General features: G+C 30.6%; 17 protein-coding genes. 8 read left to right on the top strand and 9 right to left on the bottom strand.

The genetic code is table 11. The features are described from left to right. Position 1 precedes the first annotated feature (1 nt). Entirely contained in the window at positions 2-2,140 is a 2,139-nt protein-coding gene (locus tag GFV00_RS05850) for a TonB-dependent receptor (RefSeq protein ID WP_160556866.1), read from the top strand. Positions 2,141-2,229: 89 nt separating this feature from the next. After that, positions 2,230-2,727 carry a DUF255 domain-containing protein gene (locus GFV00_RS05855; protein WP_160556865.1) on the top strand — a complete coding sequence of 166 codons (498 nt, stop codon included), beginning with the start codon at positions 2,230-2,232 and terminating at the stop codon, positions 2,725-2,727. Here the strand turns inward: GFV00_RS05855 and GFV00_RS05860 are convergent. Beyond that, positions 2,714-4,708 (bottom strand): ComEC/Rec2 family competence protein, encoded by a 1,995-nt coding sequence (locus tag GFV00_RS05860; protein WP_160556864.1) that lies wholly within the window; start codon positions 4,706-4,708, stop codon positions 2,714-2,716. The genes GFV00_RS05855 and GFV00_RS05860 overlap by 14 nt on opposite strands. A 161-nt stretch (positions 4,709-4,869) precedes the next feature. Between GFV00_RS05860 and GFV00_RS05865 the strand changes: the two genes are divergently transcribed. Both GFV00_RS05865 and GFV00_RS05870 read left to right on the top strand, forming a co-directional pair. Further along, positions 4,870-7,332 carry a TonB-dependent receptor gene (locus GFV00_RS05865; protein WP_160556863.1) on the top strand — a complete coding sequence of 821 codons (2,463 nt, stop codon included), beginning with the start codon at positions 4,870-4,872 and terminating at the stop codon, positions 7,330-7,332. A 188-nt stretch (positions 7,333-7,520) separates the two neighbouring features. After that, positions 7,521-8,129, top strand: a complete 609-nt coding sequence (locus tag GFV00_RS05870; protein ID WP_160556862.1) for a TetR/AcrR family transcriptional regulator — start codon at positions 7,521-7,523, stop codon at positions 8,127-8,129. Here the strand turns inward: GFV00_RS05870 and GFV00_RS05875 are convergent. Beyond that, the gene (locus GFV00_RS05875) at positions 8,126-9,337 is read right to left on the bottom strand and encodes a mechanosensitive ion channel family protein (RefSeq protein WP_160556861.1); all 1,212 of its coding nucleotides are present in this window, start codon (positions 9,335-9,337) and stop codon (positions 8,126-8,128) included. The two genes, GFV00_RS05870 and GFV00_RS05875, sit on opposite strands and share 4 nt — an antisense overlap. A gap of 95 nt (positions 9,338-9,432) precedes the next feature. On the opposite strand from GFV00_RS05875, the gene GFV00_RS05880 reads away from it, so the two are divergent. Together GFV00_RS05880 and GFV00_RS05885 are read left to right on the top strand one after the other, a co-directional pair. Further along, positions 9,433-9,933 carry a DUF456 domain-containing protein gene (locus GFV00_RS05880; protein WP_105296872.1) on the top strand — a complete coding sequence of 167 codons (501 nt, stop codon included), beginning with the start codon at positions 9,433-9,435 and terminating at the stop codon, positions 9,931-9,933. Positions 9,934-9,973: 40 nt separating this feature from the next. After that, positions 9,974-10,837, top strand: a complete 864-nt coding sequence (locus GFV00_RS05885; RefSeq protein ID WP_160556860.1) for an MBL fold metallo-hydrolase — start codon at positions 9,974-9,976, stop codon at positions 10,835-10,837. 59 nt (positions 10,838-10,896) lie between these two features. Here GFV00_RS05885 and pta read toward each other — a convergent pair whose 3' ends face one another. Together pta and GFV00_RS05895 are read right to left on the bottom strand one after the other, a co-directional pair. Next, positions 10,897-12,990 carry a phosphate acetyltransferase gene (gene pta / locus GFV00_RS05890; RefSeq protein ID WP_160556859.1) on the bottom strand — a complete coding sequence of 698 codons (2,094 nt, stop codon included), beginning with the start codon at positions 12,988-12,990 and terminating at the stop codon, positions 10,897-10,899. 141 nt (positions 12,991-13,131) lie between these two features. After that, entirely contained in the window at positions 13,132-13,905 is a 774-nt protein-coding gene (locus GFV00_RS05895; RefSeq protein ID WP_160556858.1) for an MBL fold metallo-hydrolase, read from the bottom strand. 34 nt (positions 13,906-13,939) lie between these two features. Between GFV00_RS05895 and GFV00_RS05900 the strand changes: the two genes are divergently transcribed. Both GFV00_RS05900 and GFV00_RS05905 read left to right on the top strand, forming a co-directional pair. Next, positions 13,940-15,367 carry a TonB-dependent receptor gene (locus GFV00_RS05900; protein WP_160556857.1) on the top strand — a complete coding sequence of 476 codons (1,428 nt, stop codon included), beginning with the start codon at positions 13,940-13,942 and terminating at the stop codon, positions 15,365-15,367. 12 nt (positions 15,368-15,379) lie between these two features. Then, positions 15,380-15,697 (top strand): DUF4286 family protein, encoded by a 318-nt coding sequence (locus GFV00_RS05905; protein WP_160556856.1) that lies wholly within the window; start codon positions 15,380-15,382, stop codon positions 15,695-15,697. 61 nt (positions 15,698-15,758) lie between these two features. On the opposite strand, the gene hemL is transcribed toward GFV00_RS05905, so the two are convergent. From hemL to GFV00_RS05930, 5 genes are all read right to left on the bottom strand, one after another. Then, the gene (hemL, locus tag GFV00_RS05910) at positions 15,759-17,045 is read right to left on the bottom strand and encodes a glutamate-1-semialdehyde 2,1-aminomutase (RefSeq protein ID WP_160556855.1); all 1,287 of its coding nucleotides are present in this window, start codon (positions 17,043-17,045) and stop codon (positions 15,759-15,761) included. Positions 17,046-17,059: 14 nt separating this feature from the next. Next, the gene (locus tag GFV00_RS05915) at positions 17,060-18,145 is read right to left on the bottom strand and encodes a glucosaminidase domain-containing protein (protein WP_160556854.1); all 1,086 of its coding nucleotides are present in this window, start codon (positions 18,143-18,145) and stop codon (positions 17,060-17,062) included. Next, on the bottom strand, positions 18,142-19,047 hold the full coding sequence (locus tag GFV00_RS05920; protein ID WP_160556853.1) for a 1-aminocyclopropane-1-carboxylate deaminase/D-cysteine desulfhydrase: 906 nt from the start codon (positions 19,045-19,047) through the stop codon (positions 18,142-18,144). The genes GFV00_RS05915 and GFV00_RS05920 overlap by 4 nt, the downstream gene beginning before the upstream one ends. A 140-nt stretch (positions 19,048-19,187) precedes the next feature. Further along, positions 19,188-20,576 (bottom strand): peptide MFS transporter, encoded by a 1,389-nt coding sequence (locus GFV00_RS05925; protein WP_160556852.1) that lies wholly within the window; start codon positions 20,574-20,576, stop codon positions 19,188-19,190. 33 nt (positions 20,577-20,609) lie between these two features. Beyond that, positions 20,610-22,112, bottom strand: a complete 1,503-nt coding sequence (locus GFV00_RS05930; RefSeq protein WP_185149989.1) for a peptide MFS transporter — start codon at positions 22,110-22,112, stop codon at positions 20,610-20,612. Positions 22,113-22,833: the final 721 nt, after the last annotated feature.

A 22,833-nucleotide genomic window follows, 5' to 3' on the forward strand; every position in this document is an offset into this window, starting at 1 on the left:
TATGAAAAAAAGGGATTGGTTTTATTTATTAGTTGTCGCTCTTTTTAGTTTAAGCCTACAAGGACAGATTAAGAAAGATTCTTTAATTGAATTGAAAGAAATTATTGTTTCAGGCAATGCTCCCATTACTAAAGAACGTATTACCTCAAAACAACTGGAAGGCAAAAATTTAGGTCAAGATATCCCCTACTTGTTAAAAAATAATCTTTCGGTAGTTTCCACTTCAGATGCCGGAGCGGGAGTGGGTTATACCAGTTTAAGAATAAGAGGCAGTGACCAGACACGAATAAATGTTACTTTAAATGGAGTCCCTATCAACAATGCAGAATCTCAAGGTCCTTTTTGGGTAAATATGCCTGATATTGCCTCTTCATTATCTAACCTTACCATACAACGGGGAGTAGGTACGTCAACGGAAGGAACGGGATCTTTCGGTGCTAGTATTAATGCAAAAACTCAAACACCGTCTAAAACTCCTTATTTCCAATCAGATCAATCTGTGGGTTCGTTTAAAACTCATAAGCACACTTTTGGACTTGGTACGGGCAAATTTTTTAACGAAACGCTTTCTTTAGATGCTAAAGTATCTTTTATAAAGTCTGATGGATATATAGACCGTGCGTTTTCTGATCTTTTCTCTTATTATGTCCATGGTCTGTACGAAAAAAATAAGACATCTATCGGGTTAATGACATTTGGCGGACAAGAAAAAACCTATCAAGCTTGGAATGGTGTTAATGAAGAAATGATGAAGAAAAGAAGAACATTTAATTCATGCGGAGCCATTTATGATCAAGATGGAAATATTATCCGATATTATAGTAATGAAACCGATAATTATAATCAAGATCATTATCATTTATATTTTAAACAAAGGTTTACTAATTCTTGGGTATTAAATTCCACGCTTTTTTATACTCGTGGTAAAGGATATTATGAAGAGTATAAACAAGATTCCAAATTATCCAATTATAAATTAAAGAATCTTATAATAGGCAATGAAACCATTTCGCGTTCAGATTTGATTCGAAGGCAATGGCTGGATAATAATTTTTACGGAATAATAAATCGTGTAACCGGAACGATTAATAATTGGAATCTTGAAATTGGAATGGGTGCAAATACCTATAAAGGATATCATTACGGAAATGTTATTTGGGCTCAATATATTTCAAATGGTTTGAAAGATCATGAATATTACAGAAATAAAGCCAATAAAGACGAGTTTTCAGGCTTTTTTAAAGTAATAGTAACTCTTACACCCAACTTGGACTTATTTGGAGATATTCAATATCGATCCATACAATATAAAGGTCATGACCTCCCGGGTGGAGAAAGTGTTTATAAGAATGGTGGACCTATAAAATTTGATAAAAACTATAATTTTATTAATCCCAAAATCGGAACATCGTATAAAATTGATAAAGGTTCTATCTATTTCACCTACGGATTAGCTCAACGTGAGCCCAGCCGAAACGATATATTGGAAAACGAAAATGTAAAAGCAGAACTTCTTCATAATGTGGAGTTAGGAATCCAACAAAATTTCCGTGAATTTTCATATTCTGCAAACTGGTACGGAATGTATTATATTAACCAATTAGTATTAAGCGGTAAAATAAATGATGTAGGAAGTTTTATACGAGAAAACAGCGGTAAAAGTTATCGAACCGGAATTGAACTTTCGGCAGCCTATCAATTTTCATCTCAATTTTCACTTTCTGCTAATTCAACCTTAAGCATTAATAAAAATATAAATTTTAAAAAGGAAACTGATTCAGATATAAAAAAACTAGGAAATACTACGATCGCTTTCTCTCCCGCTTATATTGGAAATGTTATAGCAGAATGGAAGCCTATAAAAAATTTAAATTGCAAATGGATGAACCAATACGTTAGCAGTCAATATCTGACCAATGAAGAGCCTAAAAATGGAAAATTGGACAGTTATTTTATTTCTGACATGATATTTGAATTTTCTCCATCACTTTTTTCAATGAAATCTTTTAATTTGAAACTTGCCTTAAATAATATTTTCAATACTAAATATGAAAACAACGGATATTATTATGATAATACTCCTTTTTATTATCCTCAAGCCGGATTTAATTTTTTAACAGGCATCAGCTTCAAATTCTAACTATATGCTTTTGTGAAAACCTCGGATAAAAAGTTTATTTTAGTTGACTGATTCTATTTAAATATATATTTTTGTATTAAAGATTTAATATGAAAAATCTGTTTATTTTATTTTTTGCCTTATCGATTATAAACTTATCTGCTCAAGATAAAAAATTAATCCAGTGGAGAAATTTATCAGAAGGTGACAGCCTTCAAGTGCATGGAGATAATAGGTTGTTGTTTGTAGATATTTTTACTGACTGGTGCGGTCCTTGTAAATTTTTAGATAAGTATACATTCCAAAATCAAGAAGTAGCTTCTTATATTAATGAGAATTTTATCCCGGTTAAATTTAATGCAGAATCTAAAGAATCCATAACTTTTAAAGGAAATACGTTCGATTACATTACAAACGGACAAGCCGGAATACAATCTTGGGCTTATTATGCACTAGGAGGAAATTTAAGATATCCTTCCATGGTATTAATAAATGAAAGAGGAGAAACAGTTTCAGTAATTTCAGGATTTATGCAGCCCGAAGAGTTTTTGAATACTATAAAAAATGTAAAATCTCAATTAGACAAAAATTTAGTCAAAGACAACTAATAAAAGCTCCTTGCCTTGAGGTATACCAACATTTTGAAGAATTATTGTTGTAACGCCTATGCTTATTATTGTTTCCTGTAATTATAATTGTAACGTCTGAAACTATTTCACATTCAAATAATGGATTATTTACAATCAGATAATCAACGGAATCCTTACAATTTTTTGAAGATTTATTTAATATTTGAATTTTTTTACCTTCCCATTTATAAATTTTATCTTCTTTAGAAGGTCTTATTTGTATCTCATTGATTCTTTCTCCTATGCTGTAAGGATCTATAATATATCGCTTTACTAGTTCCCAATTTTCAGTTGAATCTCCTACGACTAGCAATTTTTTTCCATCCCTGAATCCCAGTAAAGAATTTTTATGATTGAATACTATAAAATTTTTCTTTCCGGATAAATGATAATCATTATATAAAATACTCAACTGAAAGAGAACTATGCACAATAAAGGCGGAATTAGATGGTTCAATTTTAATCCTGAAAGATAATTTTTTAAAAAAATCAGAGAAAATGAGATCAAAAACAATTCCCATAAACTCAATGGAATATTTTTTAGCATTAGTGGTTCTACCGAAGATATATAATAGGTAGAATCCACCAAAATCTTAACTAAAAAATCATAAATAGATGAAAAATATTCCTGATACTCCCACGGTAAGAAAACCAAAAATAACTCTACTATTGATGAATAAGTAATTATAAATGTATAAGGTATTATCAAAATATTGATAGGAATCGATAACAATGAAAATTGATGAAAATAAAATAATACAAAAGGAAGCGTTCCTATCTGTGCAGCTAAAGTAACCGCTAATGGATTTACGATCCATTTATTAATTTTTTTATTCTTACTTTTCATATGATAAATCAAGATGGGGGACAACCAGACAATAAAAAATACGGCTATATAACTTAATTGAAAACCCACGGAATATATTTCATTCGGATCGCATAAAAGAATAATGAAAGCAGATAAGGCCATACTGTGATAGATAGAACCGGTACGTTTCAACAATTCAAAACAATAATAAATCGTTATCATTAAGCATGATCGGAAAACAGAAGAGGTAAGTCCGACCAAACAGCCAAAAAACCATACAAATAGTAATGAAATGATAATGATGGTTTTTCTGTTTCCACTTTTCATCATTAGGGTTAATAGGTTGAAAATAATACCAAATAACAGAGCAATATGCATTCCTGATATGGCTATTAAATGCATAATTCCGGATTTGGAATAAACATTAATAGATTCTTTTTTCATTTCCGACCGATCACCCAATAAATATGCTTTTAAAAATTCTTTTGAATCTTCTCCTAATGTTGAATTTTCAATTTTTTTAACTAAATACTGATTAAAATTTTTAATCGAATAAATTAGTGATGCATGCGGCGATTCTGAAATAATCTCATATACTCTGCCCGTCTGCAAAATATAATTTCTTTTTAGATAATTCGAATAATCAAATTGATGGGGATTCAAAGCTCCTGTCGGATCAGTAATTGTAAGCTTCAAAATATATTCATTGCCTAGAGTTAAAACCGAATTATATTTTTGTTTATCAACAAAGAGCATAATAGATCCGTTGGTTGCAAACTGTTTGTTTTTATATATAATACTTGTAACCTCTGCAGTATATTTTCGAAAATTTTTAGTTGAATTGTTTTGCTCTTTTAATATAACTGTTAGTATTTGAGATTTTCCATTTTCCTTATAATTTATATAATGATCATCTAATAAACTGTTATTTAATTCAACCACAACCATTCCAAGTAAACTCCAGCTTACTAAAGTTAAAATTGAAAATATGCCTTTGTAATCAGCTTTATTTATAATAAATCCTAAGAGCACTAAAAGTAACCCCAATAAAATTAATACATAAGGAATCGGAATGAAAATGAGATCACATAAAAAAATCCCCATTATCAAAGCCAAAAAATAATATACATAAGGATTTTTTGAAAAATTCATAGAAGTTTATTTAGCTAAAAATAAAAAATTTAAAGTTGAAAGTATATAAAATTCTGCATTTTATTACATTTTTTTTCAATATAGATTTTAGTATTTTATTTAATACTATTATATTTACTACTGTAAAAGAATACAAAAACAAACTAATTAAATTAATATTTATGAATCTAAAGTATAAAGCATTAGATCTATTTTGCTTTTTAAGCATTATGGCTCCTACGGCTATTGGTTTTGCACAAAACATATCTCCGGATTCAACTCAAATTTCAGAAAAAGAAATTGACGATGTTGTAGTCATTGGAAAAGGAGTTATTGATGTTGTAAAAGAAAGAGAAACCCCTATTGCTGTCTCTATTATTAAAAAACAAGAAATCAGGGATAAAGGAGGAAATCAGGAATTTCCTGCACTTATGAAAAATGCACCTTCCATTTATGTTAATGATGCCACCGGATATGGGGACTCAAAAATGATTACAAGAGGATTTAATCAATCCAATACTGCTGTTTTGATAAATGGCCAGCCAGTTAATGGTATGGAAAGCGGAAGTGTGTATTGGACTAATTGGACCGGATTAATAGACATTGCCAACACCATCCAAGTACAAAGAGGTCTTGGGTCTTCTAAACTTGCTATATCTTCCGTTGGCGGCACCATAAATATTGTAACTAAAGCCACCGACAAGAAAGCCGGTTCAACGGCTCGATTTTTAATGGGCAATGACGGTTTTTGGAGAACTACCTATGAATACAACAGCGGTTTACAGGGAAAATGGGGAGTATCTTTTTCAACCTCAACGTGGAGAGGCGACGGGTACAACAGAGGAACTAAAGGTTATGGTCAAAATTACTTTTTATCAATTGGCTTTCAACCCAATGAAAAGCATAATTTCAATTTTATAATTTTTGGAGCACCTCAAAATCATGATCAAAATTATTATACAAAAATATCTGATTTTAAAAGATATGGTTACCGATATAATGTAAATCAAGGGTGGTTACACGGAAAAGAACTTTTATTACGAACCAATTACTATCATAAATCAGTAGCCAATTTAAATTGGGACTGGAAAATCAATGAAAAAAGTACTTTGTCTACCGTGTTCTACGGCTCTTTAGGAAGAGGTGGAGGAACCGGAGGATATGGCTCTAAATACATTGAAACTCAAAACATTTCGACTCCTCAAAGTCCCAACACCATACCCGGAAGCAGAAATCAGGAAAATGGAACCATCAGTTGGGATGCAATTTTCGATTATAATTCAACACATAATACCGATGGAATAGGAACAGGTAGTGATAATTTCATCATACGATCTTCGGTAAACAATCATCAATGGTACGGGCTGGTATCCAACTTTAATCATAAATTTAAAAAACATTTTGAGTTTAATGTCGGAATTGATGGGAGAGCTTATACGGGTACTCATTTTCAACAAGCCAATAACTTTTTAGGATTATCCGGAATTACTGACAATATTTCAACCAATGTAAACGGTACCCATACTGCAACTAAAAACTATAATATTAATCCTTGGAGTTCCTTATTTAGAAATGTAAGTAGGGGGCAAAGATTGAGTTTTGATTACGATGAAACCATTCAATATATTGGAGCATTCGGACAATTTGAATATGTTAATCCATTTATGAGCGCCTTTATACAAGGAGTAATTTCCGAACAATATAATTCAAGAAAAGATCGATTTAATTACACTCCCAACCATCAAAAATCTAAAACGCTAAATAATACCGGTTACAATATCAAAGGAGGAGTAAATTTTAAAATTAATGAAAATCACAATATTTTCGGAAATGCCGGATATTATTCCAGACAGCCTTTTCAGAATAATTTATTTTTAAATTGGAAAAATGATGTCAACCCGCTAGCTGATAATGAGGAAATCATTGGCTTTGAAATCGGATATGAACTTCACTATAACTTTTTGGATTTAAGTATAAATTTATACAGAACCAGTTGGAATAACAGAGTTGAAACTATTTCAAACGAAAGCATCAATCAAATTGAAAATCGATCAGGCATCGATGAACTCCATCAGGGAATAGAAGTGGAATTTCTTGCCAAGCCTATTAGAAAATTACATTTTAAAGGGCATTTATCTTTAGGCAATTGGAAATATAATGGTAATGCGCATTCTACAACGTACGATTCCAATAATTTGTCCAATATTTTAAGTGAAAAGGATATTTTATTGGATGATGTAAAAACTTCAAACGCTCCCCAATTCAGTTATGGAGTTGGTTTAGTGTATAAAGCGTTTAAAAATTTCACTTTTGATGCTGACTTAAACAGATATGAAAAATTATATTCGGATTTTGATGTATCCCGGGCGGCTACAAATACAAAAATCGATTTAATTGAGCTTCCCAATTATTTTACTTTAGATATGGGAGCTTCGTATACTTTATATTTTGACAAAGCCTCATTACGTTTTAGAGCCAATGTCAACAATGCATTAAATGATGTATTTATGACCTATTCTAAAACCAATATAAAATCCGGCGATAAAGGAGCAGAAAACGTGAAATTTAAAGGAATCGATACCGCGAATCAGGTCTATTTCGGCAATGGAAGAACTTGGAATTTCGGTGTTACCTACAATTTTTAGTTGATATGTTAACGATAAATAATCCTACATACTCATAAGATGTTATATTTGATTATTTGGATCTAATTCATACGTGATTAAATTCTAAAATATTTTGGTAATTACTTGATAATTACAATAAATAGTAGAGTAAAATAGTAATTATTTTACTCTATTTTTATTATTTTTGTTTGAATAGCATTAACATTATGGATGTAATTAAAGATCAAATTATTAATAAATCAATTGAGCTGTTTACTCAAATAGGAGTTAAAGTAGTCACCATGGACATGATCAGTAAAGATTTATGCATGTCCAAAAAAACTATCTATGAACATTTTTCCAGTAAAGAAGATTTAATAAAAAATACATTCAGTAAATGCATCACCGCTGCTATTCAAGAACTTGAAAATAAAATTAAAAATTGCCCGAATATCATTCAACAAAAATTTATTATTCTTGAAGACAGCAGCCATTTTATTTTTTTTAAAGAAAACCAAACCTTATTTCAACTAAAGAGTTTTTATCCGGATATATATACCGAAATGATTTCTTTACAAAACAATTCCTTAAAAACGTTAATTAAAACAAATATTATTTTAGGCATTGAGGATGGATTATACAGATCTAAAATCAATAAAAAATTAACGGTTGAATATTTTTACCTGATTGAAAAGATTATAGCTATTGATGATAAACTTTCAGAAGTTAACGTAAATGATAACGTTGTGAAAAAATATTTTATAGAGTTATTAATACGTTCAATTGCTACCAAAAAAGGTTGTAAAGAACTTGAAAAATATATTTCTAAAAATTAAGAAGGAATTACCGAAACAGTTTTAAGTCCGAAAAAAGATGAAATGGAAATGATATGCTCAAAAACTTCTGCTTGAACTTCTTCATATTCATTCAAATCCGAAGTATTGGTAAAGCAATAAACCTCTAAAGGAATTCCATAAATCGTCGGATCTAACAGTCTTATCAAAATTGTATCTTTTTGAGATATGTGAGAATTTTTTTTAAGATAAACTTGTACATACTTTCTAAATATTCCCATATTTGTATGACTTACGCCTTCATCCAATGTAATAGTGGTAAAATATTCTTTGAGAAGGCTACTATTTTTCAGCTCTTCAAACTCTTTTTTTCCTAAAAACTCAATGGATTGGCTATTGAAAACAATTGACCTTTTTATTCTTCGAGTATGTGAAGTTTTCATGGGGTCATAGTTTCTAACTTCTGTGGATATTAAATCATAAGTGGGTATGGTAGACACGGTTTTGTCTTTATTTAAAATTTTAGTGGTAATTAAATTAATGTCCACTATGCTTCCTTCCAAATTATATTTGGAGATTGAAATGTAGTCGCCCGATTTTAATTGTTTGGAGTTAGAAATATTAATTCCTGCCACAAAACCTAATATAGGATCTTTGAATACCAGAATTATAACAGCCATGGTAGCCCCTATAAAGGTAAAAATATTAGAGCTTGTTAAATCAAATACAATTGAGATAATTATAAAGCTGGATAATACTATTATTAACATTTTAAGAAGTTCCAAAAACGTATTTAATCCAACGGTAACATAGCTTCTGTCTCTATTTTTTACTTGAGCATAAGAATTGATAACACTAATTAGAAATTTAGCAATAAACGTTATTAAAAATATACTGAATGCTAGATCTAAAATATGAAAACTTTGAGGATGAGGGTAAAAAATAACAGGCACTAATAAATAACATATTCCCAAAGGTAAGAGACGAAAGAAACTGGTAAATACATTTTTCTCAATAAAGGTATTCATCCAAATATTTTTTGTATTCGGAACAATTTTCAATACAATTTTTAATAATACTTTACGCTGTAAAAAATCTAAAATCAAAAAAATAACCAGTATTATTAAAACTTTACTTGCTATTTGAGTAACTAAAACCACTTCATCGGGAAAATGATTCGAAATATAGCGATCCAACTGATCGATTATCGTATTTTGGTTTTTTTGCCTTAATGTAGTTGCCTCATTCATTAATCCGCTAAGTTTATATCAATTTATTAGAGATAAAGAGAAAAGTTTATAATATATTAAGTATCTTTATAGTTACTTTTAATGTATCATATTTTATGCCTGATTTAATTTGGATAATTTTAATATTTATTCTCATACTTATTGGAATTATAGGCTCCGTTTTACCTGCATTACCGGGAACACCTATAGCATTTATAGGTTTATTAGTTTATAAGTTATGCCCTCTTGGCGAAAATTTAAGTTGGTGGTGGATTTCTTTTTGTGCGATTTTAACCATATTAGGAATGGTCATTAACTATTTTATGCCTATTCTTACTGTTAAAAAATTCGGTGGATCCAAATACGGCGCTATCGGAGCTACTATTGGAACATTGATAGGTTTTATCGTACCCTATGGTTTTCTGTACGGACCTTTTTTAGGAGCCTTTGTTGGAGAATTGATTTATGATTTTATGAATAAAAGAGGGGCCTTAAAAGCCTCTTTGGGTGCTTTACTGAGTTATTTTCTTTGTATGGGCGTTAATATAATTATATGTGGAATCATGATGACCATTTTTATTATCCATCTTACCTTTACTTATTTTAGCGTTAATTGATAAATAAACTTTATATTTAAAGTATCAAATACAATACTTTATGAAATTATATCCGATTGAAACCGGAAATTTTAAACTCGATGGAGGCGCTATGTTCGGCATTGTACCTAAATCTATCTGGCAAAAAACACATCCTGCAGATTCTAATAATTTGGTCGATTTAGCTATGAGATGTCTTCTTATTGAAGATGGCAAAAGACTAATATTAATTGATACGGGTATTGGAAACAAGCAAAATAAAAAATTTTTTGGATATTATTATTTATGGGGCGATTTTTCTTTAGAAAAATCCTTAGCACGATATGGCTTTACCTATGATGATATTACTGATGTTTTTCTTACTCATTTACATTTAGATCATTGCGGGGGAGCCATTAAATGGAATAAAAGCAAATCGGGTTATAAACCAACATTCAAAAATGCTATTTATTGGAGTAATGAAGATCATTGGAATTGGGCCGTCCAACCTAATTTAAGAGAAAAAGCTTCTTTTTTAAAAGAAAACATTCTTCCCATTAAAGAAAGTGGACAATTGCAATTTATATCCATTCCTAAAGATAATTTTCTTAAAGATTCACCCTTAGGCTTTGATATATATTTTGTTAATGGACATACAGATAAGCAAATGTTACCCGTAATAATTTATGAGGGAAAAACAATAATCTATGCTGCTGATTTGTTACCTACTACCGGACATATTCCAATTCCTTATATTGCCGGATATGACACCCGCCCCCTACTCACTATACCCGAAAAGGAACAAATTTTAAATCTTGCCGAATCTCAAAATTATTTTTTCTTTTTTGAACATGATACCGTTCATGAACTGTGTACAGTTAAAAAAACAGAAAAAGGAATCAGGCTCGATCAAACGTTTAGCTTTTTGGATATTTTTGGAAAATAAAAAACTCTATCAATCGTAATCAATGATAGAGTTTTTTTACTTCTTTAAATACTATTTTTTTAATTATCGTTGGCTGCTTGTATAGCTGTAATTACAACAGTATTGTAAATATCTTCTATTTTTGCGCCTCTACTTAAGTCATTGATTGGTTTTCTCAATCCTTGAAGTACAGGTCCCAGCGCTAGTCCTCCGGATTCCCTTTGCACCGCTTTATATGTATTATTACCGGTATTTAAATCCGGGAAAATCAATACATTTGCCTTACCTGCAACTAAAGACCCCGGCATTTTACTGCTACCTACACTTGGAACCACCGCAGCATCATATTGAATCGGTCCTTCAATTAATAAGTCAGGACGCAAAGATTTTACCAGCTCTGTTGCTTTTCTAACTTTATCCACATCTACTCCCGCTCCTGAATATCCGGATGAATAAGAAAGCATGGCTATTTTCGGCTCAATTCCAAATTCTTTTGCAGTTCCTGCAGCAGAAATTGCTATATCTGCCAACTGTTCGTAAGTAGGATTAGGAACAATAGCACAATCACCGTAAACTAGTACCCTATCTTGCAAGAGCATGAAAAATACGGAAGAAACGGTTTTAATTCCCGGTTTAGTTTTAACAAATTGTAATGCAGGACGTATCGTGTGAGCCGTAGTATTTTGAGCTCCCGAAACCATTCCATCTGCATCTCCTTTATACACCATCATTGTCCCAAAATAGGAGGCATCCAACATTAAATCTTTAGCCTGAGCATGTTCCATACCCTTATCTTTTCTAAGTTCATATAAGGTATCAACATAATTATTAAGCTTATCATTTTCCGTATTATCTAAAACAGAAATCAGATCCGTATTCCAACTTAGTCCCAGTTGGTTAACTTTTTGTATAATTTCATCCGGTTTACCTAAAATTGTGATCTTTACAATTTCATCATCCGCTAACATGGAAGCGGCGCGTAAAATTCTCTCATCTCCACCTTCCGGTAAAACTATATGTTTGTGGGCTGCTTTAGCTTCTTTCAACAAATTATACTGGAACATTCTAGGGGTAATTCCTTCAATTTTAAATGAAGAAATTCTCTTATCAAGCTCCGGCACATCCACATATTGTTCAAACAGGTCAATATTACGTTTAATTTTTGCCGTGTTTTCAGGATAAATTGTTGATTTAATATTGTCAATAGCTGTTGCTGCTTCAAATGTTCCCATATCAACAAGCATAATAGGCATGTTTACACTCGATCCGTCAATCATTTTCATAATTGAAGCATCAGGACCTATTCCGGCAGTTAGTATTATTCCTGAAATTCTTTTAAAATTAGATAAGTTGGAAAGTAAAGTTCCAACGATTAAATCGGATCGATCACCGGGAAGTATTACAACGCAATCTTCTTCAACATAGTTAATGAATTGAGAAAGTAACATACCTCCAATCATAAACTTAGTAATAGATCGATTTAAATTTTCACTTCCGTGAAGTACTTTAGCTCCTAAAACATCAGCCACTTCTTTTAGTGTAGGAAAGCTTAAAGGTTTATCGTTAGGAATTATAGATAATAAAACGGAATCACCAATGCGTTTCTTACTTTTAGTAATAACTTCTTCTATATCTTTATCACATTTATTAACAATTACCGCAATAACTTTATTATCCTTCTTTAAAAAATTGTTTAATTCCAGACTTATATTTTTAGCTAAATCGTGCGAATTTTTAAATGAATCTTTTACAACAAGAACGACCGGAATATTTAAAGATTTAGCAATGATAACATTCAAATCATATTCTAACGAAGTACTACCTGCTGATATATCAGTACCATCGATTAGTACAAAGTCAAATCTATCTTCTAATGCTTTATACTTTTGAATAATACTATCGTATGCCTCATTTAATCTGCCACTATTTTGAAGATCAATAATTTCACTTTTAGTAAAAGCGTATGCATCTTCATAACTCTGATTGAGATTAAAATAAGAAATCATAGTTTCAATATGGTTGTCTTTTATCCCATCATCTAAATCATCAATAATAGGACGAAAATAACCAATATTCGGTGTTCTTCTCATTACCATTTGCAATATCCCCAAGCTAATCAAAGATTTTCCGCTATAAGGACATGTAGCCGCTACATATACTGATCTATTGTTCATTTAATATTATAATTGTAAATATTGCAAAAGTACAAAATTGAGGAATATACATTTAATTAAATTTATAAATTAAAATATATCTAAATAATGCCTTTTATTTATTATAAAATATGATTTTTAGTAAAAATATATGCATTCTTATTAAAATTCAACTTTCAATCCGTCATAAGCTAAAAAAACATGATTAGGCAATGTTTTTTCCACCTCTTCATGAAACCCTAATTGATAGCTGATGTGTGTTAAATAAGCCTTTTTAGGCTTAACTTTCTCAATGATTTCCAATGCCTCAAACAAAGTAAAATGGGAAGCATGAGCTTCCTTTCTTAAAGCATTGATAACTAATACTTTTGAAAATTTAATTTTTTCTATTTCTTCTTCAGAAATAGAGGAAGCATCAGTGATATATGATAATCCCCCTATTTTATATCCTAAAATGGGCAACTTACCGTGTAAAATATGTATGGGTTGAATAGAAACATCTTGAAAAGAGATATCACCATTCACTGAATGTAATTCAAAACCGGGAGCACCCGGATATTTTACTTCTGCAAAAGCATAAGAAAATCTTCTTTTTATATCTTCTAATACCCTTTCCTTTCCAAAAATAGGAATATCTTGTCCTTTTAAAAAATTGATGGGACGCAAATCATCTAATCCTCCAATATGGTCTGTGTGTTCATGCGTTATTAATACGGCATCTACATTGGATTTATTTTCACGCAACATTTGCTGTCTGAAATCAGGACCGCAGTCAATTAATAAATCCAAACCTTTATATTGAACCAATGCAGAAGTTCGTAATCTTTTATCTTTTTCATCTTGAGACTTACATACCGGATCATTTGAACCTATAACCGGAATTCCTTGAGAAGTTCCTGTCCCTAAGAATGTTATATTACTTTTTTGTAGTACCATAATTTTTGTAAATTTACGAACAAAAGTTGAAAATATGCTCTCTCATAAACAAGTACTAACCCCTAGGCAAAAAGCTCTTCAGATTAATTTAAATAAAGATATTTATGGGACTTTTTCTGAAATAGGAGCAGGTCAGGAAACCGTACGCTATTTTTTTAGAGCGGGCGCAGCTTCTAAAACTATTGCCAAAGCAATTTCTGCCTATGATAAAGAAGTAAGTGATTCTATTTATGGAAAAGAACCGGATAATAGATATGTTTCTCAAACAAGATTGCATAAAATGCTTGACCATGAAATTGAATTAATTGAGAAACGAATCGATAGAAGCAATTGTTCAGGCAGAAAATTTTTTTCATATGCCAACACGGTTACTACCATCAATTTTAATAAAACTTTTAAAGGACATGGTTGGGTTGGAATCCGATTTCAATTACATGAATTAGAACCGTATAATGAAATTATTTTACATGTTCGTTTCCATGAAAACGACACTAAATTACAACAGGAAACCTTAGGTATTTTAGGAGTAAATTTAATTTATGGTTCTTTTTTTTACAGCGATAATCCCAAAAAAATAATTTCATCTCTTTATGATGAACTAAGTACTGATCAGATTGAAATTGATATGATTAATTTCAGCGGACCGGATTATGCTGCTGTGGACAATCGTTTAATGAGCTTACAGTTAGTAAAAAACGGAATGGCAGATGCAGCTGTTTTTGAGCCTAACGGAAAAAATGTTCTTCCCGCGGATGAATTATATAATAAAAATATTTTCGCATTAAGAGGAAGTTTCCGTCCGGTTACCCATGTAAACATTGATATGTGTAATCAAGGTTTGAAAATGTTTATGAATGAAAAAAAGGTTACTAAAGAAAATACTAAGGTACTATTTGAGATTACTTTATCCAACCTGCTTGCTTCCGGAGAGATCAATGAACAAGATTTTCTAGATCGGGCGGATGTTTTAGGAAAATTAGGATATACTGTTTTAATTTCTAATTTTTCCGAATATTATCGTTTAGTAGATTATTTCAGCAGATTTACTACGGAACGAATCGGTATTTCAATGGGTGTTAATAATTTATTGGACATTTTTAAAGAAGGATATTATAACCACTTAAGCGGTGGTATTATGGAAGCTTTTGGAAAGCTGTTTAAGCAGCATATGCGAATTTATCTTTATCCATATGTTGATCAAGAAACAGGAGAATTTCTCAATTCTGAAAATTTAAAAGTTAATGAAAGCCTTAAAGATTTATACAAATATTTCAAAAAAAATAAGAGGATTGTAGATATTAAAGATTATAATGAATCCTATCTCAGAATTTATGGAAAGCAAATTCTTACTCAGATTGCTTCCGGTAAAAACGGTTGGGAGATTAATATGCCCAATGAAGTTGCCGATATGATTAAAGAAAAGGGTATGTTCGGATACTCAGTGGATTATGCTATTAATTAATGTTTTAATGAAATGATTATATATTCAGAAAGTTTTCACGTTGAATATCCTTTAGAAAAAGAATGGATCGATTGGGTTAAAAATACTTTAATCCCTGAAATGTATGAAATTCAAATATTTACTAAGGTTATATTTTCAAAAGTTATTTCTCATCCGGATGAATCAGGATGTACCTATTCGCTCCAATATTATGCCGCTAACAAAAAAGATTTAGAAGACTTTTATAAAAACCATTCCGATCGATTTGCTCAATTATTATTTCATAAGTTTGGAACTCGAGTCTTGCCTTTTAAAACTGAATTAGAGCTACTTGAAAGTTTCGAATTTTAATTTGCCATTTCTTCTATATAAAAATAAAATACACTATACAAAGTAATTTATTATTTTCCAATCAAAGAGAGGATATAAATTTTTTTGTATAATCTAATGTTTTTTCAATTTCAATATCTTTTATACAATCAGAAATAAACCATGTTTCATAACCTGAAGGCGGCAAATATATTCCGTGGTTTAGTAGATAATGAAAATATTTATTAAACATTTCATGATCAGCTTTTGTTGCATCATCAAAGTTTGAAACTTCTGATATACCAAAAAATACGGTCATCATCGATGAACATTGATTAATACATACAGGTATACCGGCGTTTTTAAAAATAGTTCTTAATTCATCGGATAGGATTTTTGTAGTCTGCGTAATTCTATTGAAAATATCTAAATTATCTTTCAGTATGGATAAGGTTGTATATCCGGCCCTCATAGCAATTGGATTTCCGGATAAAGTTCCCGCTTGATAAACCTTACCAACCGGAGATAAACAATCCATTATTTCCTTTCGAGCGGCAAATGCTCCAACGGGCATTCCACCTCCAATAATTTTACCATAAGTTACTATATCTGCCTGAATGTTAAAAAACTCTTGAGCTCCACCCATCTTTGCTCGAAAACCTGTCATGACTTCGTCAAAAATCAGTAATGACTGATTTTCTTCACATAGTTGCTTTAACTTAACAAGAAAATCTCCTTTAGGAGATATACATCCCATATTACCTGCTATAGGTTCTAGTATAACTGCTGCAATTTCGCCCTTATTCTTTTCGAAAACAGATTTTACAGATTCGATATCGTTATATTTAGCTAACAAAGTATCCTTTGCCGTTCCTTCCGTTACCCCCGGACTATTAGGATTTCCAAAGGTAACAGCACCACTTCCGGCTTTTATAAGAAAGGAGTCAGAATGTCCATGATAGCACCCTTCAAACTTAATAAATTTATTTCTTGATGTAAAACCTCTTGCTAATCGAATTGCAGACATACAGGCTTCCGTACCTGAATTAACCATTCTTATTTTATCAATAGAAGGAACAGAAGAGGTAATCAATTTAGCAATTTCTGTTTCTAATTCTGTAGGAGTTCCAAATGAAAACCCATTTTGCATTTGCTCTTTTACTGCTTCTACTACTTGGGGATGATTATGACCTAGAATCATGGGACCCCATGAGTTTATATAATCTATATATGTGTTTCCGTCTTCATCTGTAAGATATGCACCTTTTGCCGATTTCATAAAAACCGGAACTCCTCCGACAGATTTAAATGCTCTAACGGGCGAATTTACCCCTCCGGGTATATATTGTTGTGCCTCTTGAAATAAAGCCTTACTTCTTTTAAATAACATCTAACAACCCTATTTTAACTTTTTCTCCCTTTTAGTAAAATTCTATCTCCTTGTTTAGGCTCATCTCCCGGAAACATTAAATTTCTTTTGTATAATTCAATTAAGGAAATACCATTTTCTTGGGCTATATCGTACATCTTCTCTCCTTCCTTTACAATATGTTCTTTGTTGATTCCTTTTTTCTTTTTTGGATCTAAAAAGATTTTTTGGTTAATTACTAAACTATCTTGAAAGAGTAAATCATTATAAGATTTTAATTGATTTAATGAGATGTGATAGGCTTTTGAAATATCTTCCAACGTATCTCCTTTCCTTAATATTATATATCTTACTTTCCCATTGGGATGAATTCTAATTCTAGAGCTAGGGAATTCAAAATTATTGGTCTTAACGGCTGCTATTTTCTTTACATTTTCTACTTTATTAGCCGTTACTTTAACCGGAGTTGTTTTTTTGGGAACATCAATTTTTACTGTTTTAGAATTAGCATCTGCCAACAAAATTGATGATTCATCTACCTTTTCAATACTATTATTGGATTTATATGTATCAGGATATAACTCTGCTAATTTTTTATCTACATTATCAGAGGTTAAAGAATCAAATTGGTACAATTTATATCTTTCAATTAAATTGATTAACATATATGCGTACTTAGGATTAGTAGCATACCCTGCTTTTCTTAAACCATGTGCCCATGCTTTATAATCTTTTCTATCTAATTGAAACAGTTTTTTATAATAGGGTCTTTCTGCTAAAAACAAAGAATGGTCTCTGTAAGATTCTTTTGCGGAGGTATATTTTCTAAAACATTCTCCTCTGGCATCATCATCATGATACATTCTCCCTCCGGTCCAATCATTTTTACATTTAATGCCAAAATGATTATTTCCTACCTGTGCTAAAATACTCTGCCCGTTACCTGTTTCTAAAATTCCTTGTGCTAAGGTAATACTTGCAGGAATTTGATACATTTCCATTTCCTCTACCGCAATTTTAGCATAGGTTTGAATGTATAATTCATCTTTTTTTACAGATTCTTGAGCCAGAATGAAATTTCCTAAAACAATCGCTATTAGAAATATTCCAAATTTTTTCATGTTACAATTATAGGTTTATTTTTCTTCTTTAAGTACTTATTCATTTCTTTAATCCCTTGTAAACCTCCTGTGTGTATTGCTAAAATTTTTTTGTCCTTATGGATTTGCCCCTTTTTTAACATGTCTCTTAATCCGAACATCATTTTTCCTGTATATATAGGATCAAGGGGTATATGATTGAGATTATAAAATTCGTTAATAAAATCGATTAATTCATTCGTAATTTTAGCGTATCCTCCAAAGTGGTACTCCAAATTTACTATAAAATTTTCTTTGCTAGTATGTTTTAATAATTCTTTAACTAAAAAATGAGCGTTTTTTAATACCGGAAATCCGATTACTTGTTGGTGAGGAAATGCTCCTACAGATAATCCCGAAACAGTTCCTCCGGTACCCATTGCAGAAGTAATTATGTCATAAGAAGAGGTTTTTTCTGATAGTATTTCTGCTGCTCCTTTTACAGCCAATGAATTTGTTCCGCCCTCAGGTACTAAATAATGATTAGGAATGGTATTAAGTATATTTTGTATATAACTCGACTGTTCTTTTAATCTATATTCATGTCTGGGTACAAAAATAAATTCCATGCCATAAGTGGAAGCTTCTGTTAGAGTTAAATTATCTTTCCATTTATCAACAATTTCTTCTCCTCGAATTATACCTATAGATTGGAAACCATTTTCATTAGCTGCTGCCGCACAGGCTACAATATGGTTAGACATTGCTCCGCCGAAAGTTACCAATATTTTCTTTCCTAATTCTTTAGCTTTTTGAATATTATATTTTAATTTCCAAAATTTATTTCCTGAAATGACGGGATGAATCAGATCTTCTCTTTTTATATGAAGAACTTGATCTGTTTGTAACCCCGGAAATTGAAAAGTTTGTATAGGTACATTCATCTTATTTTAATGAATTTATTTTTATATGAATATATCTAATGATTTAATAAACATTCCATAAACAACTAAAGCATATTCATTTATACTAATTTAAATAAAGAATATGCTTTAGTGATATAACTTTTTAATTATTTTTAATCTTATCTTACTCCATGCATCATTTTTACTAGTACTTTATTTAATGCGATCATTAATACTCCACAAATGATTACAAATAATGAAATATATAAAAATATTCTACCTGCTCCTAAGGTTTCGACTGTAGAAGCTAAAAAGCCTCCTACTATATTTGCAATAAAGGATGCCATTAGCCATACTCCCATTAATAGAGATGCTAATTTAGGAGGTGCCAATTTTGTTACTACGGAAAGCCCGACAGGCGACAAACATAATTCCCCTATGGTATGAACAAGATACGTTAAAATTAACCACCATATACTCGCTTTAATGGTAACATCGGCTATATCGCCCCCTCGTTCTGCAACTGCTCCTAACATAAAGAAAAATCCAACCCCTAAAATTATCATTCCTAATCCCATTTTTAACGGAGTCGTTAGTTTTTGTCCTAATTTACTATTCCAAAAATACGCAAAGATCGGAGCTAAAACTACTATAAAAAATGGATTTACCGATTGGAATAATGAAGTGGGTATATTGTATTCTCCAATAAAAGGCAAATTTACATTTCTGTCGATAAATTTATCTGTATACAATGATAAAGATGAACCGGCTTGCTCAAATCCTGCAAAAAAGAAAATGGCAAAAAAGAAATAAATAAATATAACAGCAACTCTTTGTTTTTCATTCTTAGTTAGTGGAACGTTTGGATTTACATCACTATTTGTATCGTTTTTGGTGACTTTTCCTTGAGGTTTTAACCCTAGATCTCCTAAATATTTTTTCGCCAACGTATTATAGGTAATTTGTCCAAAAAACATTCCGATTGCAGCTGCGAGGAAACCATATTTGTACCCATATGATATTATTTTTCCTGCGGCATCTCTTGTAGAGAAAATATCATCGGTCAATATTCCCACAATAATGGGAGCAATCAATGCTCCTAAATTTATGCCCATATAAAAAATAGAGAATGCTGAGTCTCTTTTAGGATCGCCATCTGCATATAAACCACCTACCAAAGTTGATATATTGGGTTTAAAAAATCCATTTCCTATAATTAGAAGGAATAACCCTACATACAGTCCACTTTGGGTATTTAATGAAAACAATGCCAGTTGCCCACACATCATTATAATTCCCCCTATTGTAATGGAATGTCTTTGTCCTAAATATTTATCTGCCAACCAACCTCCAATTAATGGAGTAAAATAAACAAACCCCGTAAAGAAACCATATATTAAGCTGGCTGTTTGAGCATCTATACCTAAACCTCCTTCTAAATAAGATTTTGTAAGATATAGTATTAAAATTCCTCTCATCCCATAATACGAAAATCGTTCCCACATTTCTGTTAAAAACAGTAGGTATAACCCTTTAGGATGCCCTTTTTTAACTTGAGTTTCTGTCATAATATAATTTATACTTAGTTTTACTTATTATTATTATTTAACTTCTTGCATTAATTTCCTTATCAAAGGAGAAAATAGTATTAAAGCAATACCGGTAATTAATGCATAATTGGCCAATTGTCCGAATCCTGTAGTATATGAATATAATTTAGTTACTAAAGATGCATTTTCATCCGGAGAAGACATTTCTGCCCCTAAAAGACCTGCTACATATTGTGCATAAGAACTGGCTAAGAACCACATTCCCATCATCATTCCTGACAAATTTTTGGGAGATAATTTGGTAACTATAGATAAGCCTACCGGAGATAAACAAAGTTCTGCGAACGTCATAACCAAATAGGCTATTGTAAAGATATTTAAAGATGTCATTCCGTTGGAATCGGCAAAATATCTTGTACTATATAAAATATAAAAAGAGCCGGAAAGAAATAAAAATCCCAATCCAAATTTTATTACCGTATTGGGCTCTAATTTTATTTTTGCCAACCATAGCCATAATAATCCAAATAAAGGACTTAAGATTATTACAAATAAAGCATTGGAGCTATTATTTACAATATTGGGATCAATATTAAAAAACAGTAATTTATGACTTAGGTTTCCTTCGGCAAAAATGGCCAAAGCTCCTCCACTTTGTTCAAAAAATGCAAAAAATAGTATTGAAAAAATAATTAAAATCATCGCAGCAACAAGTTTTTTTCTTATTTGTGCGCTTTTTATTTTAATAAGTTCTATAATAAACAAAGCTATTGCCAACGGACCAATGGTATACATAAAATAATCCGTGTATCGAGTATTATGTATCATGGCATAAATAACAGGTATGCATAATAATACTCCTAAGTACACAAACATCTCACGTGTTCTCCTGGTTGAAGGTTTCATATCTATCAATGGTGAGTCACCAATAGGTCCTAAATATTTTTTGGTTGCTAAGAAGATTAAAATACCTATTAGCATTACTATAGCTGCGGCTAAAAAGCATAAATTCCAGGAATGATATTTTCCCAAATAAACACATAAAACACCACCAAATAAGGCTCCTAAATTTATACCTGAATAAAACAATCCAAATCCTGCATCTCTTCGTGGATCTATTTCACTGTATAAATCTCCAACCATAGTGGAAATGTTAGGCTTAAAAAATCCTGTTCCAATTATTGATAATGTTATTCCAAAATAAAAAAAATCATGTGGAGAATAAGCGATAATTAAATTACCTAAAACCATGGTTAAACCTCCAATGAAAAGAGATTTTTTAAATCCTAATATTTTATCTGCCAAAATCCCCCCAATAAAAGTAAAAGCGTAAATAAATGCTTGTATCGCTCCATATTTAAGGTTAGAATCTTTATCAGTAACTCCTAATTGACCCACCATAAAAATTGTAAGAACTCCTCTCATACCATAGAAGCAGAAACGTTCCCACATTTCAATCAAAAATAGATATATTAGCTGTTTTGGATATTTTCCGCGAAAATTATGAATTTCTTCTAGAGTAAGTTCTTTATTTTTTTGGATATTGTCATTCATATTATTATCACTGTTAGTAGTATTAATCGTTTTAAATTCATAAATGCTTAAAAATCAATTATTTAATTTTTTTAATTGATTTTTTACTATCAAAAATACTAAAAATTCCTAAAATCAAATAGAAGTATAAGCAATAATCTCAAAAATAATATAATTTATGAATAAAAAATAAAGCATATTTATTTTATTATCTAAATTTTTTTTTACTTAATAATGAAATAATTTTAAGCTATTATTACTAACAATAAATATAAAGACGTATTTTTTTATTGATTTATTAAACTAATTGGTATAAATATTTACAACAAACTATGATGCAAAATAATTTTCTAATCAGATTAATTTATTATTAATTATTTAATTCATTAGATAATTACTTTTAAGTAGTTATTGTATTATGAAATTTGAATTCTCTTAGCTAAAAAATCCATCAAAAAAGAGTTACAAAAGAAATAGAATCAATAAAACCTATTTCTCTAAAATATGTGATTTCAAAAGCTATTTAGATTTACTATTTTTAAATAATAAGGTCCTTATCGGGACTGAGATTGTTTTTAATAACCTCAAAGAATATGTATAGTAAATTTCATCATAGACAGTAAAAGTCTGATATAAAATTATGAGAGTTAGCTTATGAGTTTAGCTAAATTAAAAGTTTATAAGTTTAAAATTCCACCAACCAAAAAAACCACTTCAATACAAAACAAAAAAAGCCTTGTAT

The organism is Apibacter sp. B3935, from assembly GCF_009827705.1.
Taxonomy (GTDB): Bacteria; Bacteroidota; Bacteroidia; order Flavobacteriales; family Weeksellaceae; genus Apibacter.